The organism is Staphylococcus sp. GDY8P198P (assembly GCF_017891615.1).
Taxonomy (GTDB): Bacteria; Bacillota; Bacilli; order Staphylococcales; family Staphylococcaceae; genus Staphylococcus; species Staphylococcus cohnii.
On sequence record NZ_JAESJQ010000007.1, the window covers coordinates 204403 to 228960 of the forward strand.

A 24558-nucleotide genomic window follows, 5' to 3' on the forward strand; every position below is an offset into this window, starting at 1 on the left:
GTAGCTGAATCATTACTCATATCTGTTTTATTTATTTGTGGGGGGTTAATTCTTGTTTAACAAAAAAAACCTGAAATGGTTATCTGTATTGGCAGCGATAATAATGGCATTTGTACAGCTAGGAGGCGCGTTGGTTACTAAAACTGGTTCAGCTGATGGTTGTGGCTCTGACTGGCCATTATGTCATGGTGCTTTTTTACCTCAAAATTTGCCTATACAAACAATAATTGAATTAAGTCATCGTGCAGTATCAGGTCTATCTTTAATTCTTGTTTTATGGCTAGTGATTGTTGCTTGGAAACACATTGGTTATATCAAAGAAGTTAAACCGTTATGCATGATTAGTATTGGTTTCCTTTTATTGCAAGCACTTGTTGGTGCAGCAGCAGTAATGTGGCAACAAAACGATTATGTTTTGGCATTACATTTTGGTATTTCATTAATTTCATTTTCTTCAGTATTTGTTTTAACTTTAATTATCTTTGAAGTAGACCGTAAATACGAAGCTGATGAATTATTTATTCGTAAGCCGCTTAGAATTTATACATGGATTATGGCAATCATTGTATACTTAACGATATATACTGGTGCGTTAGTTAGACATAAAGAAGCAAGTTTAGCTTATGGGCAATGGCCGCTTCCATTTAATGATTTAATACCTCATAACGTTCAAGATTGGGTGAACTTCACTCACAGAGGTATGGCTTTAATCGCTTTTATTTGGATTTTAATCACGTTTGTTCATGCAATTAATAATTACAAAGAAAATCGAACAATTCGTTTCGGCTATACCGCTGCATTTATTTTAATAATTTTACAAGTGATAACAGGTGCTTTATCTATTATTACTGAAGTGAATTTATTAATCGCTCTATTACACGCATTATTCATAACAATATTGTTTGGATTGATTGCATACTTTATTGTATTGATGCTAAGAACTATACGAAGTGGTGGATAATCCACTTTAATTAACATATAAAATGGCTGTGATACATTAACCGTATCACAGCCATTTTTAGTTTAATCTTCTTGTTCTTTTTCAATTTCTATTAATAAGTCGCCTGTTTCAATGGCATCGCCATTTTGTACTGTTACTTTTCTTACGACACCATCAAACGGTGCTTGAATCGTTGTTTCCATCTTCATAGCTTCAGTGATCAATAATGCTTGTCCACTCGTCACAGATTCACCCTCAGCAATTTTAACTTCTGTAACTGATCCAGGCATTTGTGCACCAATGTGATTTGGATTTAGTTTATCCGCTTTTGGTTTAACATTTGCATTGGCTTTAACATTTTCATCTTGTATGAAGATACGTCTTGCCTGACCATTCATATCATAAAATATTGTACGTACACCTTTTTCATTAGGTTCTGTAATCGTTTTAAGTGTAATAATCAATCGTTTTCCTGTATCAATTTCTATTTCTACAGTCTCATTTGCTCTCATGCCAAAGAAAAATGTTGGTGTATCTAAAAGTGATACATTTCCATATTGTTCTTGCGTAGCAATAAATTGTTCATACACTTTTGGATATAACACATAACTGATGACATCTTGTTCAGTGACTTCTTTTTGTTGTTTTTCCTCTAATTCTTGTCTTACTGTTTCGAAATCAACTGGCTTTAAATATTCCCCTGGCCGTTCAGTTAATGGGGGTTGACCTTTCAATATTACCTTTTGTAGGTCTTTATTGAAGCCATTAACTGGCTGACCAATTTCTCCTTTAAAGAATGATACTACTGATTCAGGGAAATCTAATTTATGTCCATCTTTTATTACAGATTGCTCATCTAAATCATTTTGAACCATGTATAAGGCCATATCGCCAACAACTTTTGATGAAGGTGTTACTTTAACAATATCACCGAATAAGAAATTAACACGCTTATACATATCTTTTACTTCATTAAATCTGTTGCCTAAGCCTAAACTTTTCGCTTGTTGACGTAAATTAGAATATTGTCCACCTGGCATTTCATGCTGATAAATTTCTGTGTTAGGTGACTTAATATCACTTTCGAAATCGCTATAGTATTGACGTACAGTACCCCAATAATGTGATAACTCTTCCATTCCATCAATGTCTGCACGCATGCTTCTACCGAAACCATTCAGTGCATAATACAATGAATTAGCACTTGGTTGACTTGTTAAACCACTCATTGATGCAACTGCTGTATCAATAACATCTACGCCCGCATCAATAGCTTCTTTATAAGTTAAAAGTCCATTACCACTCGTATCATGTGTGTGTAAATGAATTGGTAAGTCAACTGCTGCTTTTAACTCACCGATTAATTCGTAAGCTGCTTTCGGTTTTAATAAACCAGCCATATCTTTAATAGCTAATATATGGAATCCTTCTGATTCAAGTGTTTTTGCCATATTTACGTAGTAATTTAACGTGTAAATATCAGAACGATTTGCATTTAAAAAATCTCCTGTATAGCAAATAGCGCCCTCTGAAATCTTACCTGCTTCTTGAACTGCTTCATTTGCTACTTTCATTTGATCTATCCAGTTTAACGAATCAAAAATACGGAAGACATCTATACCTGCATCAGCACTTTCTTTCACAAATTTTTTAATGACATTATCTGGATAATTTTTATAGCCAACAGCGTTAGACGCACGTAAAAGCATTTGGAATAAAACATTTGGAATAGCTTTTCTCAATCTTTCAAGTCTTTCCCATGGATTTTCCTTTAAGAAGTTGTAAGCAACATCAAATGTTGCACCGCCCCACATTTCTAATGAAAAACTATCTTTCATTACATCAGCTGTTTTAGAAGCAATATTCATCATATCTTTAGTACGTACGCGTGTAGCCAACAATGATTGATGTGCATCTCTGAAAGTAGTATCTGTAATTAATACATCCTCTTGCTGTTTCAACCATTCTGCAACTGCTTGTGGTCCTTTATGATCTAATAACTGCTTAGTACCTTCAAATTTTTCGACAACCTTTTTTTGAACCTGAGGGATTGGTGACGTTTCATAAATTGGTTTCGGTCTTTTTTCTACGTTAGGAAAACCATTGATAGATACATTACCAATATACTCTAACGTTTTCGTACCTCTATCTAATGTAGGCTCAATATCAAATAATTCTGGCGTACTTTCGATAAACTTAGTTGTGTAGTCGCCAGTCTTAAATTGTGTATTTCTCATAACATTAATTAAAAATGGTACATTTGTTTTCACACCACGAATACGCATTTCTTGTAATGAACGGTCCATTTTTTCATTTGCTTGTTTAAATGTCATACCATGTGTTGATAATTTTACAAGTAATGAATCATAATACGGTGAAATTTCTGCACCTTGGAAGCCATCACCAGCGTCAAGTCTGACTCCGAAGCCACCGCTTGAACGATAAGCTATTATTCTACCAGTATCTGGCATAAAGTCATTTGTTGGATCTTCAGTTGTAATACGACATTGAATTGCATAACCTAATGTTTGAATATCTTTTTGTTGTGGCATGCCAATTTCATTATCAAATAGCTTTTCACCATCAGCTACAAGAATTTGAGTTTTAACTATATCTACGCCAGTCACCATCTCAGAAATCGTATGCTCAACTTGTACACGTGGATTGACTTCTATGAAATAAAAATCGTCTCCAGATACTAAAAATTCAACTGTGCCAGCATTCACATACTCAATTTTCTCCATTAATTGAATTGCAGCGTCACATATACGTTCTCTCAAATCATCAGTAAGTGCAACAGATGGCGCAACTTCAACAACTTTTTGATGACGTCTTTGAACAGAACAATCACGTTCATATAAATGAACAATGTTACCATGTTCATCACCAATGACTTGTACTTCAATGTGCTTTGGATTATCTATATATTTTTCAATATAAACCTCGCTATTACCAAAAGATTTTTCCGCTTCAGATTTTGCTCTGTGGAATGCTTCCTCTAATTCATCTTCGGAACGCACAATACGCATGCCCTTTCCACCACCACCACTTGTAGCTTTAATCATCAAAGGATAGCCGGCTTCATTTGCAAAGGCAATTGCATCGGATTGATTATCAATTGGTCCATCTGTACCTGGAATAACTCTTAAATCAGCATTAATTGCTGTAGTTCTTGCCTTAACTTTATCACCAAACATGTCTAAATGTTCGACACGTGGTCCGATAAACTTAATCCCCTCTTCTTGGCAACGTTTGGCAAAAGTTTCATTTTCGCTTAAAAATCCATAACCAGGATGAATTGCGTCCACTCCTGCACGTTTCGCAACATCTAAGATGCGCTCTATATCCAAATATGATTCTGCTGGTCCTAAATCTTTCCCAACTAAATATGACTCATCAGCTTTATATCTATGTAATGATCCTTTATCTTCATTTGAATAAATCGCAACCGTTTTAACATTTAATTCTGTTGCAGCCCTAAAAATCCTTATTGCTATTTCTCCACGATTGGCTACCATAAGTTTATTAATTTGTTTCAAATCATGGTCCCCCTTAAATTTTGAATTTTCTAAAAAGTTGGATATAAAATTGATTATAGCAAAATACGAACTATGTATACAGTAAAATAGTTTTCACATTATTTAAAATTACAATATGACTAGTGCTTATATTTTTACCATAATACTATCTTTTTTATTGCAATGAGTTCTTAAAATTTGATACCTACCGTATTTAAAAGAGATTATATCATAAAAATAACATAATACAAAGTTATCATTATTGATAACTTTAACTTATTAAAAGCACTGTATTTGCTAAGTTTTTCAAAAGTAAATGATATAGTTAAAAAAATAAGCAAACGTTTTCAACATCAACATGTTGAATCGTTTGCTTATTATGCGCGTATTAACCATTTTTTGGAACACTAAAATGGTGCGTATGTTTACGCTGTTGTCTTTTTTTCGATTCATCGACTTTAATTTGTTTAGCGGTAATTAATAATAGCCCCATTGCAATACTTAGACTGATCATTGACGACCCACCAAAGCTAATAAATGGTAATGGAACACCAGTTAAAGGTATCGTACCTGAAATACCACCTAAATTGACAAATGTTTGACTACCTATATAGCTAGCAACACCTACACAAACTAGTTTATAAAAGTATGAACTCGTCTTACTCGCAAGTTCAAATGCTCTATATACAATAAAGAATAATAAGCAAATGACAATTAGTCCTCCAACAAGTCCAAGTTCCTCACAAATAATGGAGAAAATAAAGTCAGTATGTGGTTCAGGCAAGTAACCTAACTTCATAATACTGTTTCCCAAACCACGGCCTAACAAACCACCATTACCAATTGCAATTAATGAATTAGAAATATGGTAACCTGTGCCACCTTCATTGCTGAATGGATCTGTAAGCGTACTAAATCTGGCAGTTAAATAATCTGGCACAAGTCCTATCAGTAAAAACAAGCCACCTATGAGCACAATACCTGTGAGTATCATTAACCCATATTTTAGCGATTTTTGAACTCCAATGCCTGCATAAAATAATATTGAGAAAAAAATTATTAAAATCAATAATGTTTGACCAACATCGCGTTGTAAAAATACAAGGCCGATACAAATAGCAGATAAAATAATTGGAGAAGTCATGAGCTTAGGATTTTTAAATACTTTTGGCCTTTTCTTTTCAATCATATATGGAATATATAATATCAAGGCAATTTTCAATAATTCTGATGCTTGTAAATTCATAAAACCTAAATTAATCCAACTTTTCGAACCATTAATATTACTTCCTACTAATAGGGTTGCTACTAACAATAAGATAATGCCAAGCATCATCCACTTTTGAAACTTAATCGTTTCTAGTAACTTCACATTCATCACGAATGCCATAAAAAAAACAAGAATGATACTCATAATTACGTACATTAATTGCCTAGTATAAAAATATGTTCCTGTTACTGGTACACCACCTGTTAAAGAACCTTTAGTGGCTGCAACCATACTTGCACTATATACCATGACTAAGCCAATGAGACATAACAACAAATATGTAATTACTAACGGATAGTCAATATATTTAGCATTCTTGCTAATATACTGAAAAAATTTCTTTATGTTATTCATTCGACATATCATCCAATTCTATTTTATATATTCTTTACATATTAATCATTTTTTAATAAAAGTTTCAATCATTTTCGTTATTCTAAATACTGAAATTATTTTTAAAATTTCATTGTACCTTTAATAGTATATCAAAAAATGTATTCATTTTTCGAACAAATATAATTTGTTGTTCAATCATTATCAAACCGTAACATCATTTATTATCCAACAAAAAAAGTGGCTACGATACAATCAATATAATATTGACATCTTAGCCACTTCAAATATCTTATGTAGTTTTTTAACTACTTTAATTCGTTTTATATCATTTTATTTAGTAAAAATAAATTTATACTTTTCAAAATTAGCGAATCCAATTAAACGTTTGTAAATGCTTCGTGTAATTTAGACAATTCTTTTTCTAAACGAAGCATTAAATCTTTGCCCGCTTCTCTATCCACTAAGCCTAGTTCAACAGCAAAATCAACTTCTTTTTGTAAACCAAACATTTGTGTATCAAGAACTTCTTCATACAATGGGCATTGAGGTAATGTAAGATTATCCATTTGAACTTTTATCAATTGAAGAATCCTGTCTGCATCTTTATTTAATTGGTCATATGCCGCACTGTTTAATTTTTGGCCCTTTACCATGACATACTCCCCCTATCAATTGTAACTTTATATGTAAAAGTTTATCTTACTGATACAGAAAAAGCAAGTGAATTCAGTAATATACTAAGGCTAGTTATTTATGATAATATTGGAATTAGTGATATATTTATTTTAGTTACATATACAATTAATAAAACGAACTACACAAATCATTGTGATATGAGCGTTGAAACAGTTAGGCATTTTTAATATTATGATGCATCTTCAATAATACAAACTATTTAATTATGTTCAAATTCACAAAAATGTCAATTATCGTAACGACTGAACTTGTTGTCGAATCGTTTTATTTAAAATTTTTAAAATATATTAGGAGTGGGATTATGATTCAAATTAAGGGCGAAGTTAAATTTCCAATTACTTTAGATAGTACTACTTGGATATTTGATGATAGAAAAGTTAAATTAGAAGATTTAGAGAATGGTGTATTTGATGGCACTAAACCAATCAATTTCAATGACAACCGCGAATGGAATCGTGCAATCTTAGAAGGACAAACAAATCCTCCAACACTAAATTCAGAAATTAAATATCGAAAAAGAGCAGTTTTAAAAGATTCATTTGTAATTAATATGTCACCATTTTTCAAAAATGCTGAACCACATGATCATGCAAAAGCAATACGTTTGTTTAATGATAAAGATTCTATAGAAGTACCAATAGACCTACTACCATATCTTTTCTTCCAATTTGCTCGTGATGGCAAAAGACTTTATGACGATAACTTCGTTGATAGTTTTGTCTATATACCAGAACAAGGTTATTCATATGAGTTCAAGTATGTTACTCATATCGAGGTGATTTAAATGATAAAAGTGCAATGTATTATCTGTGATACTGAAGTATTCATTGATCAAAATACATTAGAAGCTAAAAGATTAAGAAATGATCCAATGCACACTTTTATGTGCGACGAATGTAAAAGTCGTCTAGATACACCAAAACAACGAAAACAAGAAAGCACTTTCGACCATCGATAACATATTTTTTATAAACTTAATGTTGTTTTAACCGAAAATTTAAAGCATGTCATCATAATAATAGTAATCGTTGAAAGAAGTATATGATGTTTGTCAATGATTGTTAATATTACAAATTAAACTGAGAGTTTAATTCTAAAAATTTATCCCATGAAAGTTTCTATTAATTTGAAACTTTCATGGTTTTTTTATATCAACGTTTCCTATTAGTTAACTTTCTTAGTGTGAAACAAGACTTAGTATGTAAACGCAAATATACATGCTAACGTTTATCAATGAAAATAATTTTAAATTTCATTAATCATTTCCTAGGCATCCACTACACAATTAAAGTATTTACCTACACTTTAATAAATGCAATTAAATCGATTTACCTTAGTGTAATACATATAATAGTTTTAGTTATATTTAAATGCAACACATCTCATACTAAATCCTTCAATTAGGATATTGAAATTTGAACTGACTTTATTACTAAATACAAATCATTGTATGTTTACTCAACTATATAATGTCATAAAAAAAGACAACGTCAATCTCTATATTATTCCAATAGAAATTGACATTGTCATGTGAATCAACGATATTTATCTCTCGATTATACTGATGATTTACTAATTATTCTTCTTCTTGCATTAATTGTTTGATTCGTTTCGATTCTTTTTCACGCGCTGCTTTTTCTAAAATTGTTTTTCTAATACGAATCGTTTCAGGTGTTACCTCTACTAATTCATCATCATTGATAAATTGTAATGCTTCTTCTAAAGTTAATTTTCTTGGTCGTTTCATTGTAACTGTTTGGTCTTTTGTAGCTGAACGTACGTTAGTTTGGTGTTTTTCTTTCGTAATATTTACTGTTAAGTCATTTTCACGATTGTGTTCACCAACAATCATACCTTCATAAACTTCAGTTCCTGGTTCCATAAAGTTTGTACCACGATCTTCAAGTCCCATAATCGCATATGAACTTGCTTGACCTTTATCCATAGAAACAAGCGCACCATTTCTTCTACCACCTATACGGCCTTTAACACGAGGTTTGAATTCTTCAAAAGTATGGTTAATAATACCATATCCACGTGTCTGTGACATAAACTCAGTAGTATAACCGATTAAACCACGTGCTGGAACCATGAATATAAGACGAGTTAAACCATTATCCGTTGTCACCATGTCTAACATTTCACCTTTACGCTGACCTAATGACTCAATGACAGCACCTGTATATTCTTGAGGTACTTCACATTGCACACGTTCAAATGGTTCACATTTAACGCCATCAATTTCTCTTAAGATAACTTGAGGTTTAGAAACTTGTAATTCATAACCTTCACGTCTCATATTTTCAATTAAAATAGATAAATGTAGTTCCCCACGTCCTGCAACTATCCATTTATCTGGCGATTCTGTTTGCGTTACTTTTAATGATACATCTGTTTCTAATTGTTCATCTAAACGTTCTTGAATTTGACGAGACGTAACGAAATCACCTTCACGTCCAGCAAACGGTGAATTATTCACTCTAAACGTCATTTCCAATGTAGGCTCATCGATTCTTAGAACTGGTAAAGGATCTTGATGATCACTAGGTGTTACAGTTTCACCTACGTTAATATCTTCCATACCTGAAACGGCAATTAAATCACCAGCATAAGCTTCTTCAATTTCTTCACGTTTTAATCCGAAATAACCGAAGATTTTAGTCACTCTGAAATTCTTAACTGAGCCATCTAATTTTAATAAAGATACATTATCACCAACACGCATCGTTCCTCTAAACACACGTCCTACACCAATACGACCAACGTAATCGTTATAATCCAATAATGCTATTTGGAATTGTAACGGTTCTTCTCTATTATCGATTGGAGCTGGCACATAATCAATAATTGTCTCGTAAAGTGATTGCATGTTTTCATCTTGTTTTTCAGAATCTAAACTTGCAGTACCATTAACAGCTGATGCATAAACAACAGGGAAATCCAATTGCTCATCGTTAGCTTCTAATTCAATAAATAAGTCTAATACTTCGTCTACTACACCTTCTGGTCTAGCTTCAGGTTTATCAATTTTATTTACAACTACTACAGGTTTTAAATTTTGTTCAAGTGCTTTTTTCAAGACGAAACGTGTTTGTGGCATTGTACCTTCATAAGCATCTACAACTAAGATTACACCATCAACCATTTTCATAATACGTTCAACTTCACCACCGAAATCGGCGTGTCCTGGCGTATCTAAAATATTAATTCTGTTATCTTTATAATTAATTGCTGTATTCTTAGCAAGAATTGTTATGCCTCGTTCTCTTTCTATGTCGTTAGAATCCATTGCTCTTTCATCTACATGCTCATTTTCACGGAATATTCCTGATTGTTTTAATAATTCATCTACTAATGTTGTTTTACCATGGTCAACGTGAGCGATGATTGCGATATTACGAACATCTTCTCTTATTTTAGTCATTTTATACAATTTCCTTTCTCGAGTAAATTCCCACTTTTCTTTGCAACTTTTTTATTATATCATATAATTGGTTAAAGAAAACTATAAAGGTGTGGTTGGGATGCAACAAAAAAAATCTAAATCAATATTCTGGGTACTCGCTATCATAGCTGTTATATTATTGCTTTTATTTAGCTTTAGTATCGCTGCTACAAATGTTCCAATGATGATTTTAACATTTATACTATTCATTGCAACATTTGGGTACGGTTTCACTTTAAAAAAGAAATATCGTGAAAATAACTGGCTATAATTGCTAAAATAAATAGGGACAGAAAATCATTTTGAAAATGTATTTTCTGTCCTTTTTTATATGTTGACTTAAATTTTTAAAATGATTTAAAGTTTATATTTCATTCTCTACTCGTTATCTTATTCATCGCTTTTGTCATATGTCTTTTACTTAAATATATAAAATTTTGCCTAATAGTATGAATTAAAGTAGTTATCTTAATGTTTTAAACGTTTTTGTAATGCTTCGATGATTTCATTATTTTTTTGAAAATGAAATTCTAATAATTCCGCATGTAATTGCGGATTAGCCATTACTATGGAACTTGGTTCATATATAGACAAGGTGTTACCCATTAAATCTGTACCAATGCCACCTACTTCTTGCAGGATGATTAAACCGCCAGCAAAATCCCAAGGTTGTAATCTTGGTGTAATGTAGCCTCCTAATTTACCAGTAGCTACATGAATGATTTCTAGCGCAGCTGAACCATAAGCTCTCGCGCTTCTAGCTTCGTCCACAATTGGTTTGAACACTTCACCCAATCTTGGTTTTGTAAGCCAATTAGGATTGATACCAATTATGCTTATGCTTAAAGGGCTCGATTGAATTGCAGGTAGCAAGTTGCCATTTTCAAATGCACCTTCACCAGCTTTTGCATGGTAAAGTTTATCATTTATTACATCGTATACAAATCCTGCATATGGTTTGCCATCGTTAAATATGCCAATAGAAATTGCAAAGTTTTCTTTTTGGTGTACAAAATTCAACGTCCCATCAATTGGATCAATAACCCATACAATACCTGATTCGTCTTTAAGGTCATGTCCATGTCCTTCTTCACCAATCACTAAATGTTCTGGATAAGTCTGCTTGATATTGTCAAAAATATATTTTTCTGTCGCTTTATCAACATTTGTCACTAAATCATTGGGATTTGACTTAGTTTCTATTTCTATACCTTGTTTCATGATTTTTTTTACATTGATGCCCGCTTCTAAAATAAGGCCTTTTGCAAACTCATAAACAGTCATTGTATCCCTCTCCTTTTCACGACTCACTTTTCATTAATATTTAATAAGATATAGAACTATATATTTAAAATAGTCAATTGTATGTAATATCATATTAGTTAATAATACTATGTTTTTACCCTAATTCATAGGTTTATACACGTTTCTGTACAATGTACGATTATTCAAATAAAAAAACAAAGTCACTGTTTATAGTGTTATATTATGCTAAAATATAAACGAATAGATGCACACTAGGAGGTTAAAATGGCTAAATATACATTTAAAATAAACGATTTCAAAGCATTTACTGTTGATGGTTTAGATAACAGAATGGAAGCTTTGAATAAACATGTTCGACCACAATTGCATGAATTAGGAGAATATTTTTCTCAATATTTAGAGGCAACAACTGGAGAAGTTTTTTATCCACACGTTGCTAAACATGCAAGACGAAGTGTAAATCCACCTAAAGATACATGGGTCGCTTTTGCAACCAACAATCGTGGTTATAAAATGTTACCACATTTTCAAATAGGTCTTTTTGAAAACCAATTATTTGTCATGTACGGTGTTATGCATGAAGCAAAAGATAAAGCACAGCGTGTGAAAGTTTTTGAAGAACAATTTCATACACTTAGAAATTTACCATCCGATTATAGCTTAAGCTTGGACCACATGTCTCAAGAAAAAACATATATTAAAGACATGTCAGATGATGAAATACAAAGTGCAATTGATCGTGTTAAAAAAGTAAAAAAAGGTGAATTATTTGTTGCACGTACACTTGCTCCAAATGCGGACGAATTAAAAACAGATAAAAGCTTTTTAAACTTTTTAGAAGATACCTTCGAACAGTTATTAAAATTTTACAAATAAACTAAGATATAAATATCTTAGACTTGAAAGTAGACAAACCCTTCGCAAATTAATGCGAAGGGTTTGTTTATTTTCTAATTATATCGTTTTTTCAAATAGGACTTTTCCCCTTGAACTAATCTTTATTCTTTAATTTCATTATTTAATTCTTATTGAAAATAGAGTGTGTCCTTCTCAGCTAATTCAGTTGTATACTTATTCTTATTTGCATTTGCTTTAATATGCGTAGCATCAATAAATAAAGATGAGTAATCTATTAAATTGTTTTGATAGCTATTTCTTATATTTTCTCAAATATTTGTCTTCGACAAGTTCATATATAAAATTTAAATCTAATATCGCATCGACTTTACGTAATAAATGACTATTAGCGACTAAGTCAAAGATAGAAATCATTTCATATTGATCTCTTTTATCAATTGATTTATTCAACATAATAAACACCACCACTGCTTAATTTATATATATTATAATATTGGCAGTGATTTATACCGACTCCTGCGGGAATAGCACTAGCCGAAGACTACAGGCTAAGGTAGTGCCCGCGGAAAGCGTGCATAAAAAACTGCCAACAAAGCCGGGGACTTTGTCGCCGTTTTACGTTTATAAAAATACATTAGCATGTTGTGATATCTTTCTTATTATTAATATGCTCAAAAAAAGAATGGTATTTTAAACCCTGAATCTGTATTCTATATAAAATCAAAAATTATACTAACAACTAAACTGCTAACATAGTTAATACTTTGTTAGCAGTTAGCATATATTTTCAGTTTTTATAGATCATTAATTGGTAAGTCTTTTCACATAACTTAATAAATATAAGGATCCTCATCTTTTTTCTTTTTTAATTCTTGTTCTGGGTTCATATCACTCTTTTGTCGTTGACCAATATCTTTGGCATCTTCACTAATGTCATTTTGTTGTATTTGATTATGATATTGTGGTTGGCCTTTGTCTTTTTTCACCAATAGCATAATTCCAGCAATAATCCAAAGTATTAACGCAATAAAATTACCAGTAAAAATACTAATTAAAGCCGCTGCAATTAAAAGGCAACCAGCTAAAATTCTGTTTCCTTTAATTGTAAATACGCCACAGAATCCTAGAATCGTCGCGAATAATAAAAATCCACCTTGCATTAATATTGAAGCTTTAAGCGCATCTGCCGATATTGACATACCTTGTTGTTCATATATTTGATTTAATGCTTCCTTGGATTCGGGAAAATTCAATAAAATTAGTCCCAAAATCATGAGTATTAAAAATAATAAACTAAGACCGTTTGCAATCCAAGCAAGGATTTTTTCTGCTTTCCGATTCATCATTTTTCCTCCTATTCATTCATTATCACTATCATAGCAAATTTAACAAAATTACAAAATTACAAAGTGTTATTTTCTATATTTCAAAATATTAATTTACTAATTAAAAAATAAAAACAGTAAAACTTTATCTAAGTAATTACCTGTTATTAGGTTGACCTAATATTTTTTTTGGAGTAACCTATAAAAAGTTAGTTAGAAGTATAGGAGGTATCATTATTGGCTAATAATATAAAAATGCATAATAAAAGTTTAGAAGAAATCAACAATACGGTTTCTATTAATAGTAATGGTAAATTTAGTCAAAAGTTATTATCTTATTTAGGTCCAGGGTTATTAGTAGCAGTTGGTTACATGGATCCAGGAAATTGGATTACTTCAATGCAAGGTGGTGCACAATTTGGATACATTTTGCTATTCGTAATTTTACTCTCTAGTTTATCTGCAATGTTACTGCAAAGTATGACGGTAAGATTAGGAATAGCGACAGGTATGGATTTAGCACAAGCTACAAAATATTACTTAAACAAACCATTAGCTTTTGTTTTTTGGATAATTGCTGAATTAGCAATTATTGCAACTGATATCGCAGAAGTTATCGGGAGTGCGATAGCATTAGATTTATTGTTTGGCATTCCACTACTTGTCGGTGCACTTATCACGGTATTGGACGTATTTTTATTACTCTTTATCATGCGCTTTGGATTCCGAAAAATTGAGGCGATTGTAGGTACGTTAATTTTTACAGTACTTGTGATCTTTATATTTGAGGTGTTTATTGCCTCACCTCATGTTAATGAGGTTTTAACTGGTTTTGTACCAAGCAAAGAAATAATAACGAATAACAGCGCATTGTTTATTGCTCTAGGGATTATTGGGGCTACGATTATGCCACACAATCTATATCTACACTCTTCAATTGTTCAATCAAGAATGTATGATAGAAATAGTTTAAAATCAAAAGCACATGCAATTAAATATGCTACGATGGATTCTAATATTCAACTTTCAATTGCATTTATCATTAATTGCTTATTACTCGTTTTAGGTGCAGCTTTATTTTATGGTGTTAATACTGATCAATTGGGTGGTTTCTACGATTTATATCACGCTTTACAAAATCAACCTGTATTAGGAGCTTCTATGGGTGCAATTATGAGTACTTTATTCGCAGTTGCTTTATTGGCATCAGGCCAAAATTCTACAATTACTGGTACGATGGCTGGTCAAATTGTAATGGAAGGTTTTTTGCATCTTAAAATTCCAAACTGGTTACGTAGACTTGTTACGCGTCTACTTGCAATTTTACCTATCATATTCTGTATCATTATTTTCAAAAGTGATGAAGCAAAAATTGAACAATTGCTAGTGTTCTCACAAGTGTTTTTAAGTTTAGCTTTACCGTTCTCATTAATACCTTTACAACTGGCTACAAATAATCTTTATTTAATGGGACAATTTAAAAACAGAACCTGGATTAATACTATTTCATGACTATTAATCATTATTTTAAGCATATTAAATGTATACTTAATATTAGAAACATTTAAAGAGCTCATGTAGACATATTACTGAAACTCAAATATTTACAGAGAAACAAAATTGACGATTTCTTTGCGAAATTGCGATTTTGTAATATGCTGACGCCCGGGGAAATGATATGAGCGAGAGACTACAGGCTCTAGCCATATCCCCAGGCAAGCATGCACGATCAAAATCGTAAGATTTTAAATATAAAGAGGACCAATCCATATTAAGGATTGGCCCTCTTATTTTGCGTATAGGATAGAGAAAATAAAATCTTTATTTTTCTTTATCTGAATCTACTGCTTCATTTTGTTTAGTTTTACTTGATTGACTTTTTTCTTCATCAATCTCTGATGATTCAGCAGTTTGACTTGTGATTTTCTTTCGTTCTTCAAAGTTCATTCTTCGCTGACTAACTGCACTTGGTTGTTGTTTACGTTTTTCTTTTTCACGCTGTTTACGTGCTTTCTTTTCTTGCTTAATTCTAGCTTTTTCTTCGGCTTTTTCTTGCTTCAATCTAGCAGTTTCCTCAGCCTTTTCTTGCTTGATTCGCTGTTGTTCTTCATAAGCTTCTTGTTGAAGTTGTTGTTCTTTTTCAAAAGCTTCTTGTCTTTGTCTAGCTTCTATTTCAGATTCTTCACTATCGATATTTGAGTCCTCTTGTTCATTTTGAAGATTTTCATCAAAATCATTTGGCTGCTTTCTTGATTTATAATTGTATTTAGCCTGTCGAGATAATACTTGAGGTTCTTCCTCTTTTGAATTAATATCCGAATTTACTTTGTCTGCAATTTCGGAACTGTACCCACCTCTTCTTAATTGTTGTTCTTGGTTTGATGGTTGTTCTAAGTCAGAAGTATCTTGTTGTACATTATATTGAGGGTTTGGTTCAGATTTTGGCTCAGGTCTCGGTTCAGGTTTTGGCTCAGATTTTGGTTCTGCTTCTCTTTCTTGACCATAGTCATTATAACTACCTTGATAACCACCAGAATAATAAGCTGGTATCATTTCTACTTTATCTTTGCGTGCAAACATCATAATTGCAACTATTAAAAATAGAATCGGTATAATGAGTGGTACAAATAATAGAACTAAAGGTAAAGTGACGATGGTAGCTATTAAAAATAAAAATCCAGATAATATTCTAATATTCATTGAAATTAACGCTAAAAATGATATTAATAAACAAACAATGAAATATACAATAACTGCCCATATACCATTTTGTAACCAAATAACAAATTGAATCGTATTTAATCCATTATTCGCCAATATTTGCTGAATAAAATCATTACCATTTAACGACGTTTCTAAATTTTGAATAGAACTTTCACTACTAAAAGAAACTAATGCAATAAACATTGTGATGATTGTTAGTAATAGTAAGAATATCCAGCTCAACCAACCCAATACCTTTTCTGCTAGTCGACTCACTGGACGCCTAACTTGAGTATATTGTTCTCCTGACATTTCTATACAACTCCTTATACTACTTATCAAACTATTATATCGAATAAACGATAAAATAACTACTATACTACGCTTTAATTTAGCGACATTTTAAAATTTAAAAAGCGTTCATTATATTCACTAAGTGTATCTTTACCTAAATCTTTATAGACTTCTAAACGTGCTTGTGTACGCTTTGAAGGATAAAAACGTTCATCATCTTTGATGTCTTTTGGTAATTGTGCTCTTGCAGCCTTATTAGGTGTTGCATAAGCTACCCACTCCGTATTTTGTTTACTATTCTGTGCATCTAACATAAAATTGATAAACTTATGTGCGCCTGCTTTATTTTGAGCTGTCTTTGGAATTACCATGTTATCAAACCATAAGTTTGATCCTTCTTTTGGAACGACGTAATCAAAATCACTATTATTTTGCACAATTGGCGCTGCTATACCACTCCACACAACCGCAATATTAGCTTCGTGTTGTTCAAGCATCATAGTTATTTCATCACCGACAACACCTTTAATATTAGGACTTATTTGTTTTAAATCTTGTTCAACTTCTGCTAAATGTTTTGATTGCTTATCATTTAAACTGTAGCCTAATTTGTTTAAACTTAAACCCATAACTTCTCTTGCTCCGTCTACTAATAAAATATCATTTTGATATTTTTGATTATATAAACTTTCCCACGAATCAAAGTTATCTTGTGAATATACATTTTTATTATATAAAATACCTACTGTACCAAAAAAGTATGGCACTGAATAATGATTTTTCCTATCAAATGACATGTTCATATAATCTTTATCTAAATTTTTCATATTTGGTATTTTCTCATGATTTAAAGGTAATAACAAACCTTCCTTTTTCATTTTTTCTATCGTATATTCACTTGGAAAAGCAACATCATAATTTGTACCACCATTACGTATTTTTGCCTCCATAGCTTCGTTTGAATCGAATGTTTCGTACACAACTTCAATACCAGTTTCTTTTTGAAATTTTTTTACTAAACTCGGATCAATATATTCTCCCCAGTTATACACATAAATTTTTTCACCTGAAGCAGAATGCTCTTTTTCAGTGAGTTTTTGGCTTACCAATAAACATAGTAGTCCAACGAAAATTGAAAGCACGATTAATTGTAAAAATCGTTTCATTATTGTGTCACCTGCTTCAATGCTTTATTTCGTTTGATAAGTTTTTGTATCAAATAATAACCAAGAATACCTATTATGATCGTTATAAAAAGTATTGTCGATATCGCGTTAATTTCCATACTTATACCTTTTCTAGCCATAGCATAAACTTCTACTGATAATACACTAAATCCATTTCCTGTAACGAAAAAACTAACTGTAAAATCATCCAAAGAATAGGTTAGTGCCATAAAAAAACCGCCAAGTATTGCAGGAAACAAATGGGGTAACATCACTTTATTTAAAACTTGTAATTCACTGGCACCTAAATCTCTAGCAGCATCTAAAGTATGCTCATTCATTTCATATAACTTAGGTAACACAATAATCACTACAATTGGAATGCAAAAAGCAATATGTGAAATTAATACAGTGATAAAACCAAGCCCTAAACCTGTAAAATGACCTATTGCCGTAAACATAATCAAAAATGATGCACCAATAACTACATCGGAAGAAACCATTAGCACATTATTTAAAGTGAGTAACGAAATTTTTAATTTTTTGTTTCTTAAATGATATAAAGCAATGGCCCCCATTGTTCCAATTACCGTTGCAATTGCAGCAGCTAATAATGCCACCGCAATCGTATTAAAAATAACTGCTAATAATCTGTCATTGTTAAATAAGGATAGATAGTGCGCTAATGTAAAATGCTCAAAGTGAATCATATTACCTGCTGAATTAAATGAATAAAACATTAAAAACAGTATAGGGATATACAACACTGCAATTAATATACCGATATATAGTTTGCCATACCATTTCATATGATTCACCCTTTTCCATTTGTAGATTTTTTATTTGTAATGATTAGGACAAAAGCCATGAAGAGAATGAGAAACAACGCAATAGTTGAACCCATCCCATAGTTTTGAATTACAAGAAATTGTTCCTCAATCGCCGTTCCAATATTAATGACTTTATTACCAGCAATTAACCTTGTGATCATAAACAAAGAAAGCGCAGGAATAAATGTAACTTGCACCCCTGTTAATACGCCACGTTTAGTCAAAGGCATAATTACTTTTTTAAATGTCATTAGTCTACTAGCGCCTAAATCACTTGAGGCTTGTAATAAATTATTTGGTATGTCCTTCATATTATTAAAAATTGGTAAAATCATAAATGGTATATAAATATAACTGGCTACAATTATAAAGGCAGGACCTGTAAATAAAAGTTCCGCTTTAGGTAAATGCAAACTATATAATATTCGGTTGATAATACCATCATGACTGAACAAGCCAATAAATGCATAGGTCTTTAGAAGTAAATTAATCCAAGTGGGTATAATTAATACCAATAACCATAAATTCTGATATTTTGCTGTACGAATAAAGTATGCTGCTGGATAACTAATAAGCAACGTAGTCATCGTAATTAACACAGCGTACAATATAGAGTCCCATATCATCAAAAAATACTTTGGTGTCAGCATTTGTTTATAATTATCTAAACTAAAATGACCATGTATATCAATCATTGAGAAATAAATTAGCAAAATGACTGGCACAACGATAAATAAAACCATCCATAAGATATATGGTATAAATAAAAATCTGTTTATTTTACGCATTATCATTAACCTCATAGCTATTAATACGTTCATCAAACTCTGCTTCGGTTTCGCCCGGCACCATAATATGAATCGCTTCTGGTTCAAAAAACAAACCTACTTTGCTACCTACTTCAGTTTTCTTTGTAGAATGCACCATCCACTCATAACCTTTTCTATCTACACAATTGATTTCATAGTGTACACCTCTAAATAACATGGAATCAACAGTCACTTCAAATAATCCTTCGTTGGGGTTTACTAACGCAATGTCTTCTGGTCTGATTACGACTTCAACTTGTTGTTGACTAGGAATTCCCATATCGACACACTTAAATGCTTGGTCGTAAATATTAACAACATAATCTTTGACCATTGTACCTTTCAAAATATTAGATTCTCCAATAAAATCAGCAACAAAACGATTTACTGGTTCATCATAAATATCAGTGGGTGTACCAAATTGTTGTATTTTCCCATCTTTCATAACAAATATATAATCACTCAGTGCCAATGCTTCTTCTTGATCATGAGTCACAAAAATAAAAGTAATACCTAATCTAGATTGAATCTCTCTTAATTCATATTGCATTTCAGTTCTTAATTTTAAATCTAATGCCGATAATGATTCATCTAAAAGTAAAATCTCAGGTTCATTTACGATAGCACGCGCAATCGCAATTCGTTGCTTTTGTCCACCACTCATGCCATCTATCATTCTATTTTCAAAACCAGTTAATTTCACTAATTTCAAAGCTTCTTGCACTTTAGCTTTAATTACTTCCTTATTTAATTTTTTTATTTTTAATCCAAATGCGATATTATCAAATACAGTCAAATGCGGAAATAAAGCATAATCTTGAAAAACAGTATTTACTTTTCTCTTATTAGCAGGAACTTGATTAATCGATTTTCCTTGATAAACGATTTGTCCATGATCAACTTGTTCAAAGCCTGCAATCAATTTCAGAATTGTAGTTTTCCCACAACCAGAAGGGCCTAATAATGTGTAAAAATGTCCAGACTCAATATTCAAATCTATATTATCTAATATTTGTGTTCCATCATAAGCTTTACTTACTGATTGGAATGTCAATAAAGGGTTCATGTATTGTCCTCCTATAAATATGATGCTGTAGCAACAACCAGAACTTTCACATCCTGTGACGTAAGGTTCTTTAATCTATGTATTTGGTTTGCTTTAAAATATAACGCATCCCCTTCTTCAGCGTGATAATAATCACTTCCTAATAAAAGCGAAACTTCACCTTGTAGACAATATATAAATGTATCGGAATCTGATGGATCAAAACTTTTATATGACGCATTAGGTTTTAAAGTAAGTATTAATGGTTCCATTTCAAAGTTATTCGATTGTGTGATTGGCCAGTTTAGTAAATATCCTTTATCAGATTCATCATAATGAATTTGTTCATTTTTCTTATATAACACCTTAGTATTTGCTGAATCGTAAAAAAATTCACGAGGGGTAGTACCTAATACTTCTAAAATATTAAAAAAAGTTTCCATGCTTGGCGAGGCATGTTCACTTTCAATTTGAGAAACATATCCTTTAGATAAATTTGTACGCTCTGCCAGCTCACCTTGAGTGAGTTGCTTAATATTTCTAAGATTCTTTAATTTTTTTCCAATCTTCATTCTGTCACCTTATTTTATAATTTCTTATTTTGCACATTAAAGGAACAATAGTTAACCAAAACGTGAGCATTATTTATACAAAAAAACTATATTTTGTTTACTTTTATCAAACATTTTGTTTAGTGCTTAATAAAAATATCAAAATATAGCTAAGATGACAATAGTTAAATTTGTTTTGAACTAAAATATTTTTGATTTGACGCATCTTTGACTGATTTTACTACTTTGTAACTATTGTAGCCGCTTTGTTTTTCAAATTCTTTAAATATTTGCTTTTCTTGAGCTTTACCTGGAACTATTTTTTTAAATTGATTGTAACGTTCTAACAGTACTTTACCTTCAACTTTTGATTCATAGTATTTTTCAATAGCATTAAAAAAAGCAACCACTTGCATCATTTCTTCATTTGTCCATTCAAGATCAATCGGATATGAATATTCCATATACTTATCCTCCCTTTAATTAACAAATAGTTACCAAAATTTTAAAAGATGTAAAAAAAGAGCGGGACAGAAATCAAAATATAATAAATTGATTCCTTATTCCCGCCCCTATATATTTGTTGTAAGCTTTAAACATTTATACAATGATTTGAAAACACTAGAACAGTAATATCGTTCATTACTTCCATAACCATTTAAGATAAAACATCTAAAGTGTAACTATTTATACTTATTAATTTATTACATTGTATGAATTGGTAATCCTAAAGCTTTTTCAGCAGCTTCCATAGACATTTCACCTAATGTTGGGTGAGCATGTACAGTTAATGCTAAATCTTCAGCATTCATACCAGCTTCTATTGCTAAGCCTAATTCAGAGATAATGTCAGAAGCACCAGTACCAACTACTTGTGCACCAACTAGTGTATTATCTTCTTTAAGTGTTAACAATTTAACGAAACCAGTTGTGTCATCTAATGATAATGCACGACCGTTTGCTGCGTAAGGGAATTTAGAAGCTGTAACTTCTAATCCTTCTTCTTTCGCTTGCGCTTCAGTGTAACCTACTTGTGCTAGTTCTGGTTCTGTGAAACATACAGCAGGCATACCAATGTAATCCACTTCTGATGCTTCTCCAGAAATAACCTCAGCAGCTACTTTTGCTTCATAGCTCGCTTTATGAGCTAATGGTAGCCCAGGAACGATATCACCAATTGCAAAAATGTTGTCGATAGAAGTACGGCTTTGTTTGTCTACTTCTAATAATCCACGATCTGCGAATTTAAGACCTAATTCTTCTAAGCCCAATTCATCAGTGTTTGGACGACGACCAACAGTAACTAATACATAATCAGCATCAATCGTTTGTTCTTCACCTTTAACTTCATAAGTTACTTTAACACCGTTATCTGTTTCTTCAGCAGATTTAGCCATTGCTTCAGTAACAATTTCAACGCCTTTTTCTTTCATGCCTTTTTTAACAGGTTGTGTCATTTGTTTTTCGAAGCCGCCTAAGATATCTTTAGCACCTTCTAAAATCGTAACTTCTGAACCAAAGTTTGCAAATGCAGTACCTAGTTCTGAACCGATATAACCGCCACCAACTACTACTAATTTACCAGGAACTTCTTGTAAATTTAAAGCACCAGTTGAATCAATAACACGGTTACCGAATTCGAAATTAGGAATTTCAATTGGTCTTGAACCAGTTGCAATGATTGCATGTTTGAAGTTATAAGTTTGAGCACTCTTCTCGTCCATAACACGTAAACTATTGTTATCTACGAAATAAGCTTCACCTTTAACGATTTCTACTTTATTTCCTTTTAATAATCCTTCAACACCACCTGTTAATTTCTTAACAACTGATTGTTTGAATTCTTGAACTTTGTCAAATTTAAGTGAAACACTTTCAGCAATAACACCTAAATTTTCAGAGTTTTTAGTTTCATCATAACGGTGAGATGCGTGTAATAATGCTTTTGATGGAATACATCCAACGTTAAGACATACACCGCCTAATTCACCTTTTTCAACGATTGTTACTTTTTGACCTAATTGTGCTGCACGAATTGCTGCAACATATCCTCCAGGTCCTGCTCCGATTACAATAGTATCTGTTTCAATTGGGAAATCTCCAACTACCATGTTTTACCCCTCCATTAATAATAATTCTGGATTATTTAATAAACGCTTGATATGGTTCATTGCATTTTGTCCAGTAGCACCATCGATTTGTCTATGGTCAAAGCTTAATGATAATGATAATACTGGTGCAGCTACAATTTCTCCGTCTTTAACGATAGGTTTTTGAGCGATACGACCAATACCTAAGATAGCTACTTCTGGGTGATTTATAACTGGTGTGAACCATTGTCCACCTGCTGATCCAATATTACTAATAGTACAAGTAGCACCTTTCATTTCATCTGAAGTTAATTTGCCATCGCGTGCTTTTACAGCTAATTCATTAATTTCATCTGAAATTTGGAACATAGATTTACGGTCAGCATGTTTGACAACAGGTACTAATAAACCTCTGTCTGTATCAGCTGCAATACCAATATTCCAATAATGTTTGTGTACAATTTCTCCAGCTTCTTCATTAAATTCTGTGTTTAGTGCTGGATATTTCTTAAGTGCAGAAACAAGAGCTTTCACTACATAAGGTAGGAATGTTAATTTAGTACCTTGCTCAGCCGCAACTTCTTTGAATTTTTTACGATGATCCCATAATTCTTGAACATCAATTTCATCCATTAAAGTTACGTGAGGTGCAGTGTGTTTAGAATTAACCATTGCTTTTGCGATTGCTTTACGCATAGCAGGGATTTTTTCTGTTGTTTCTGGGAATTCACCTTCACTAGAAACTGGCGCTGATTGTGCTGTTCTCGCAGAAGTTTCTTCTGCAGTTTCACTTGCACTTTCAGTTGAAGCTGCACTTGTATCTCCATTTAAGTATGCATCAATATCTTCTTTAGTTGTACGTCCATTTTTACCTGAAGCTACAACTGCTTTAATGTTCACGCCATTTTCACGTGCATATTTACGCACTGAAGGCATAGCTTTAACACGTTTATTTTCATCTACATCTTCATCAGCTGATGATTGTGTAGTTGCCGCTGCTTCAGAACTTTCTTCTTTAGCAGGTTCTGCTTCAGCTTCATCTGTAGATTCACTGCTATCGCTACCTTTAAATTCCATATCTTCTGCATCAGGCGCGTCAATTTTAACAATTGTATCTCCGACAACAGCAACTGTACCTTCATCTACAAGTACTTCTTCCACTGTACCTGACACAGGTGATGGAATTTCTACTACAGATTTGTCATTTTGGACTTCAGCTAAAACATCATCTTCTTCGATAGTATCTCCAGCTTTAACAAACCATTTTACAATTTCACCTTCGTGGATACCTTCACCAATATCGGGTAATTTAAATTCAAATGCCACGTTATTATCCTCCTAAAAATTCATATTTAGTCAAAAATTAGAAAATGAGAACGAAACTTATGATTCGCAATCTCATGCTGTTTTATTATT

At 32.1% G+C, this 24558-nt stretch carries 21 protein-coding genes and 1 pseudogene; 6 read left to right on the forward strand and 16 right to left on the reverse strand.

From position 1 onward, the window contains the following. Positions 1-52: 52 nt before the first annotated feature. Positions 53-961, forward strand: coding sequence for a COX15/CtaA family protein (locus KA824_RS08130; RefSeq protein ID WP_019469269.1), 909 nt, complete (start codon positions 53-55; stop codon positions 959-961). A 62-nt stretch (positions 962-1023) separates the two neighbouring features. Here KA824_RS08130 and KA824_RS08135 read toward each other — a convergent pair whose 3' ends face one another. The 3 genes from KA824_RS08135 to KA824_RS08145 form a co-directional block, all read right to left on the reverse strand. Next, entirely contained in the window at positions 1024-4479 is a 3456-nt protein-coding gene (locus KA824_RS08135) for a pyruvate carboxylase (protein WP_181187527.1), read from the reverse strand. 367 nt (positions 4480-4846) lie between these two features. Continuing rightward, positions 4847-6082 (reverse strand): cell division peptidoglycan polymerase FtsW, encoded by a 1236-nt coding sequence (gene ftsW, locus KA824_RS08140; protein WP_107384371.1) that lies wholly within the window; start codon positions 6080-6082, stop codon positions 4847-4849. A 359-nt stretch (positions 6083-6441) separates the two neighbouring features. Further along, positions 6442-6717 (reverse strand): Fpa/YlaN family protein, encoded by a 276-nt coding sequence (locus tag KA824_RS08145; RefSeq protein ID WP_019469266.1) that lies wholly within the window; start codon positions 6715-6717, stop codon positions 6442-6444. A 344-nt stretch (positions 6718-7061) separates the two neighbouring features. Between KA824_RS08145 and KA824_RS08150 the strand changes: the two genes are divergently transcribed. Next, complete coding sequence (locus KA824_RS08150) at positions 7062-7544, forward strand: hypothetical protein (protein WP_107384370.1); 483 nt, start codon at positions 7062-7064, stop codon at positions 7542-7544. Further along, positions 7545-7718, forward strand: coding sequence for a DUF2197 domain-containing protein (locus tag KA824_RS08155; RefSeq protein ID WP_107384369.1), 174 nt, complete (start codon positions 7545-7547; stop codon positions 7716-7718). It begins immediately after the preceding gene. Positions 7719-8336: 618 nt separating this feature from the next. On the opposite strand, the gene typA is transcribed toward KA824_RS08155, so the two are convergent. Next, positions 8337-10184: a translational GTPase TypA gene (gene typA / locus KA824_RS08160; RefSeq protein WP_107385291.1), complete on the reverse strand. Its 1848-nt coding sequence runs from the start codon at positions 10182-10184 to the stop codon at positions 8337-8339. 100 nt (positions 10185-10284) lie between these two features. Here typA and KA824_RS08165 point away from each other — a divergent pair, with 100 nt between their 5' ends. Then, the gene (locus tag KA824_RS08165; protein ID WP_019469262.1) at positions 10285-10476 is read left to right on the forward strand and encodes a DUF5325 family protein; all 192 of its coding nucleotides are present in this window, start codon (positions 10285-10287) and stop codon (positions 10474-10476) included. A 197-nt stretch (positions 10477-10673) separates the two neighbouring features. On the opposite strand, the gene KA824_RS08170 is transcribed toward KA824_RS08165, so the two are convergent. Further along, on the reverse strand, positions 10674-11489 hold the full coding sequence (locus KA824_RS08170; protein WP_107385290.1) for an inositol monophosphatase family protein: 816 nt from the start codon (positions 11487-11489) through the stop codon (positions 10674-10676). Positions 11490-11735: 246 nt separating this feature from the next. On the opposite strand from KA824_RS08170, the gene KA824_RS08175 reads away from it, so the two are divergent. Continuing rightward, the gene (locus KA824_RS08175; RefSeq protein ID WP_107385289.1) at positions 11736-12347 is read left to right on the forward strand and encodes a YktB family protein; all 612 of its coding nucleotides are present in this window, start codon (positions 11736-11738) and stop codon (positions 12345-12347) included. Between the two features lie 273 nt (positions 12348-12620). Here the strand turns inward: KA824_RS08175 and KA824_RS08180 are convergent, their stop codons facing one another. Both KA824_RS08180 and KA824_RS08185 read right to left on the reverse strand, forming a co-directional pair. Beyond that, positions 12621-12782, reverse strand: a complete 162-nt coding sequence (locus KA824_RS08180; protein ID WP_154409316.1) for a hypothetical protein — start codon at positions 12780-12782, stop codon at positions 12621-12623. 377 nt (positions 12783-13159) lie between these two features. Then, a complete protein-coding gene (locus KA824_RS08185) occupies positions 13160-13672 on the reverse strand; it encodes a DUF4064 domain-containing protein (protein ID WP_107386105.1) in 513 nt (170 codons plus the stop codon). 237 nt (positions 13673-13909) lie between these two features. Here KA824_RS08185 and KA824_RS08190 point away from each other — a divergent pair. Next, positions 13910-15235 (forward strand): annotated as a pseudogene (locus KA824_RS08190) (Nramp family divalent metal transporter). A gap of 240 nt (positions 15236-15475) precedes the next feature. Here the strand turns inward: KA824_RS08190 and auxB are convergent. From auxB to KA824_RS08235, 9 genes are all read right to left on the reverse strand, one after another. Next, positions 15476-16669 (reverse strand): lipoteichoic acid stability factor AuxB, encoded by a 1194-nt coding sequence (auxB, locus tag KA824_RS08195; RefSeq protein WP_107384408.1) that lies wholly within the window; start codon positions 16667-16669, stop codon positions 15476-15478. Between the two features lie 74 nt (positions 16670-16743). Continuing rightward, the gene (locus tag KA824_RS08200; protein ID WP_181187528.1) at positions 16744-17817 is read right to left on the reverse strand and encodes an ABC transporter substrate-binding protein; all 1074 of its coding nucleotides are present in this window, start codon (positions 17815-17817) and stop codon (positions 16744-16746) included. Further along, positions 17817-18626 carry an ABC transporter permease gene (locus KA824_RS08205; protein ID WP_107384410.1) on the reverse strand — a complete coding sequence of 270 codons (810 nt, stop codon included), beginning with the start codon at positions 18624-18626 and terminating at the stop codon, positions 17817-17819. The genes KA824_RS08200 and KA824_RS08205 overlap by 1 nt, the downstream gene beginning before the upstream one ends. A 5-nt stretch (positions 18627-18631) precedes the next feature. Then, a complete protein-coding gene (locus KA824_RS08210; RefSeq protein WP_107384411.1) occupies positions 18632-19435 on the reverse strand; it encodes an ABC transporter permease in 804 nt (267 codons plus the stop codon). Next, entirely contained in the window at positions 19428-20522 is a 1095-nt protein-coding gene (locus tag KA824_RS08215; protein WP_107384412.1) for an ABC transporter ATP-binding protein, read from the reverse strand. The genes KA824_RS08210 and KA824_RS08215 overlap by 8 nt, the downstream gene beginning before the upstream one ends. A gap of 11 nt (positions 20523-20533) precedes the next feature. Further along, complete coding sequence (locus KA824_RS08220; protein ID WP_107384413.1) at positions 20534-21073, reverse strand: helix-turn-helix domain-containing protein; 540 nt, start codon at positions 21071-21073, stop codon at positions 20534-20536. Positions 21074-21237: 164 nt separating this feature from the next. Next, positions 21238-21516, reverse strand: a complete 279-nt coding sequence (locus KA824_RS08225; protein ID WP_019467844.1) for a UPF0223 family protein — start codon at positions 21514-21516, stop codon at positions 21238-21240. 240 nt (positions 21517-21756) lie between these two features. After that, positions 21757-23163 (reverse strand): dihydrolipoyl dehydrogenase, encoded by a 1407-nt coding sequence (lpdA, locus tag KA824_RS08230; RefSeq protein ID WP_019467845.1) that lies wholly within the window; start codon positions 23161-23163, stop codon positions 21757-21759. 3 nt (positions 23164-23166) lie between these two features. Further along, entirely contained in the window at positions 23167-24468 is a 1302-nt protein-coding gene (locus tag KA824_RS08235; RefSeq protein WP_107384414.1) for a dihydrolipoamide acetyltransferase family protein, read from the reverse strand. Between the last annotated feature and the right edge of the window lie 90 nt (positions 24469-24558).

Excerpts from the sequence above, each read along its gene's own strand:
- KA824_RS08210 (WP_107384411.1), bottom strand. The coding sequence starts at position 19,435 with ATGCGTAAAATAAACAGATTTTTATTTATACCATATATCTTATGGATG.
- KA824_RS08155 (WP_107384369.1), top strand. The coding sequence starts at position 7,545 with ATGATAAAAGTGCAATGTATTATCTGTGATACTGAAGTATTCATTGAT.
- KA824_RS08180 (WP_154409316.1), bottom strand. The coding sequence starts at position 12,782 with ATGTTGAATAAATCAATTGATAAAAGAGATCAATATGAAATGATTTCT.
- KA824_RS08175 (WP_107385289.1), top strand. The coding sequence starts at position 11,736 with ATGGCTAAATATACATTTAAAATAAACGATTTCAAAGCATTTACTGTT.
- KA824_RS08215 (WP_107384412.1), bottom strand. The coding sequence starts at position 20,522 with ATGAACCCTTTATTGACATTCCAATCAGTAAGTAAAGCTTATGATGGA.
- lpdA (WP_019467845.1), bottom strand. The coding sequence starts at position 23,163 with ATGGTAGTTGGAGATTTCCCAATTGAAACAGATACTATTGTAATCGGA.
- KA824_RS08170 (WP_107385290.1), bottom strand. The coding sequence starts at position 11,489 with ATGACTGTTTATGAGTTTGCAAAAGGCCTTATTTTAGAAGCGGGCATC.
- KA824_RS08205 (WP_107384410.1), bottom strand. The coding sequence starts at position 18,626 with ATGAAATGGTATGGCAAACTATATATCGGTATATTAATTGCAGTGTTG.
- KA824_RS08200 (WP_181187528.1), bottom strand. The coding sequence starts at position 17,817 with ATGAAACGATTTTTACAATTAATCGTGCTTTCAATTTTCGTTGGACTA.
- KA824_RS08150 (WP_107384370.1), top strand. The coding sequence starts at position 7,062 with ATGATTCAAATTAAGGGCGAAGTTAAATTTCCAATTACTTTAGATAGT.
- KA824_RS08165 (WP_019469262.1), top strand. The coding sequence starts at position 10,285 with ATGCAACAAAAAAAATCTAAATCAATATTCTGGGTACTCGCTATCATA.
- KA824_RS08225 (WP_019467844.1), bottom strand. The coding sequence starts at position 21,516 with ATGGAATATTCATATCCGATTGATCTTGAATGGACAAATGAAGAAATG.
- KA824_RS08185 (WP_107386105.1), bottom strand. The coding sequence starts at position 13,672 with ATGAATCGGAAAGCAGAAAAAATCCTTGCTTGGATTGCAAACGGTCTT.
- typA (WP_107385291.1), bottom strand. The coding sequence starts at position 10,184 with ATGACTAAAATAAGAGAAGATGTTCGTAATATCGCAATCATCGCTCAC.
- KA824_RS08220 (WP_107384413.1), bottom strand. The coding sequence starts at position 21,073 with ATGAAGATTGGAAAAAAATTAAAGAATCTTAGAAATATTAAGCAACTC.
- ftsW (WP_107384371.1), bottom strand. The coding sequence starts at position 6,082 with ATGAATAACATAAAGAAATTTTTTCAGTATATTAGCAAGAATGCTAAA.
- auxB (WP_107384408.1), bottom strand. The coding sequence starts at position 16,669 with ATGTCAGGAGAACAATATACTCAAGTTAGGCGTCCAGTGAGTCGACTA.
- KA824_RS08145 (WP_019469266.1), bottom strand. The coding sequence starts at position 6,717 with ATGGTAAAGGGCCAAAAATTAAACAGTGCGGCATATGACCAATTAAAT.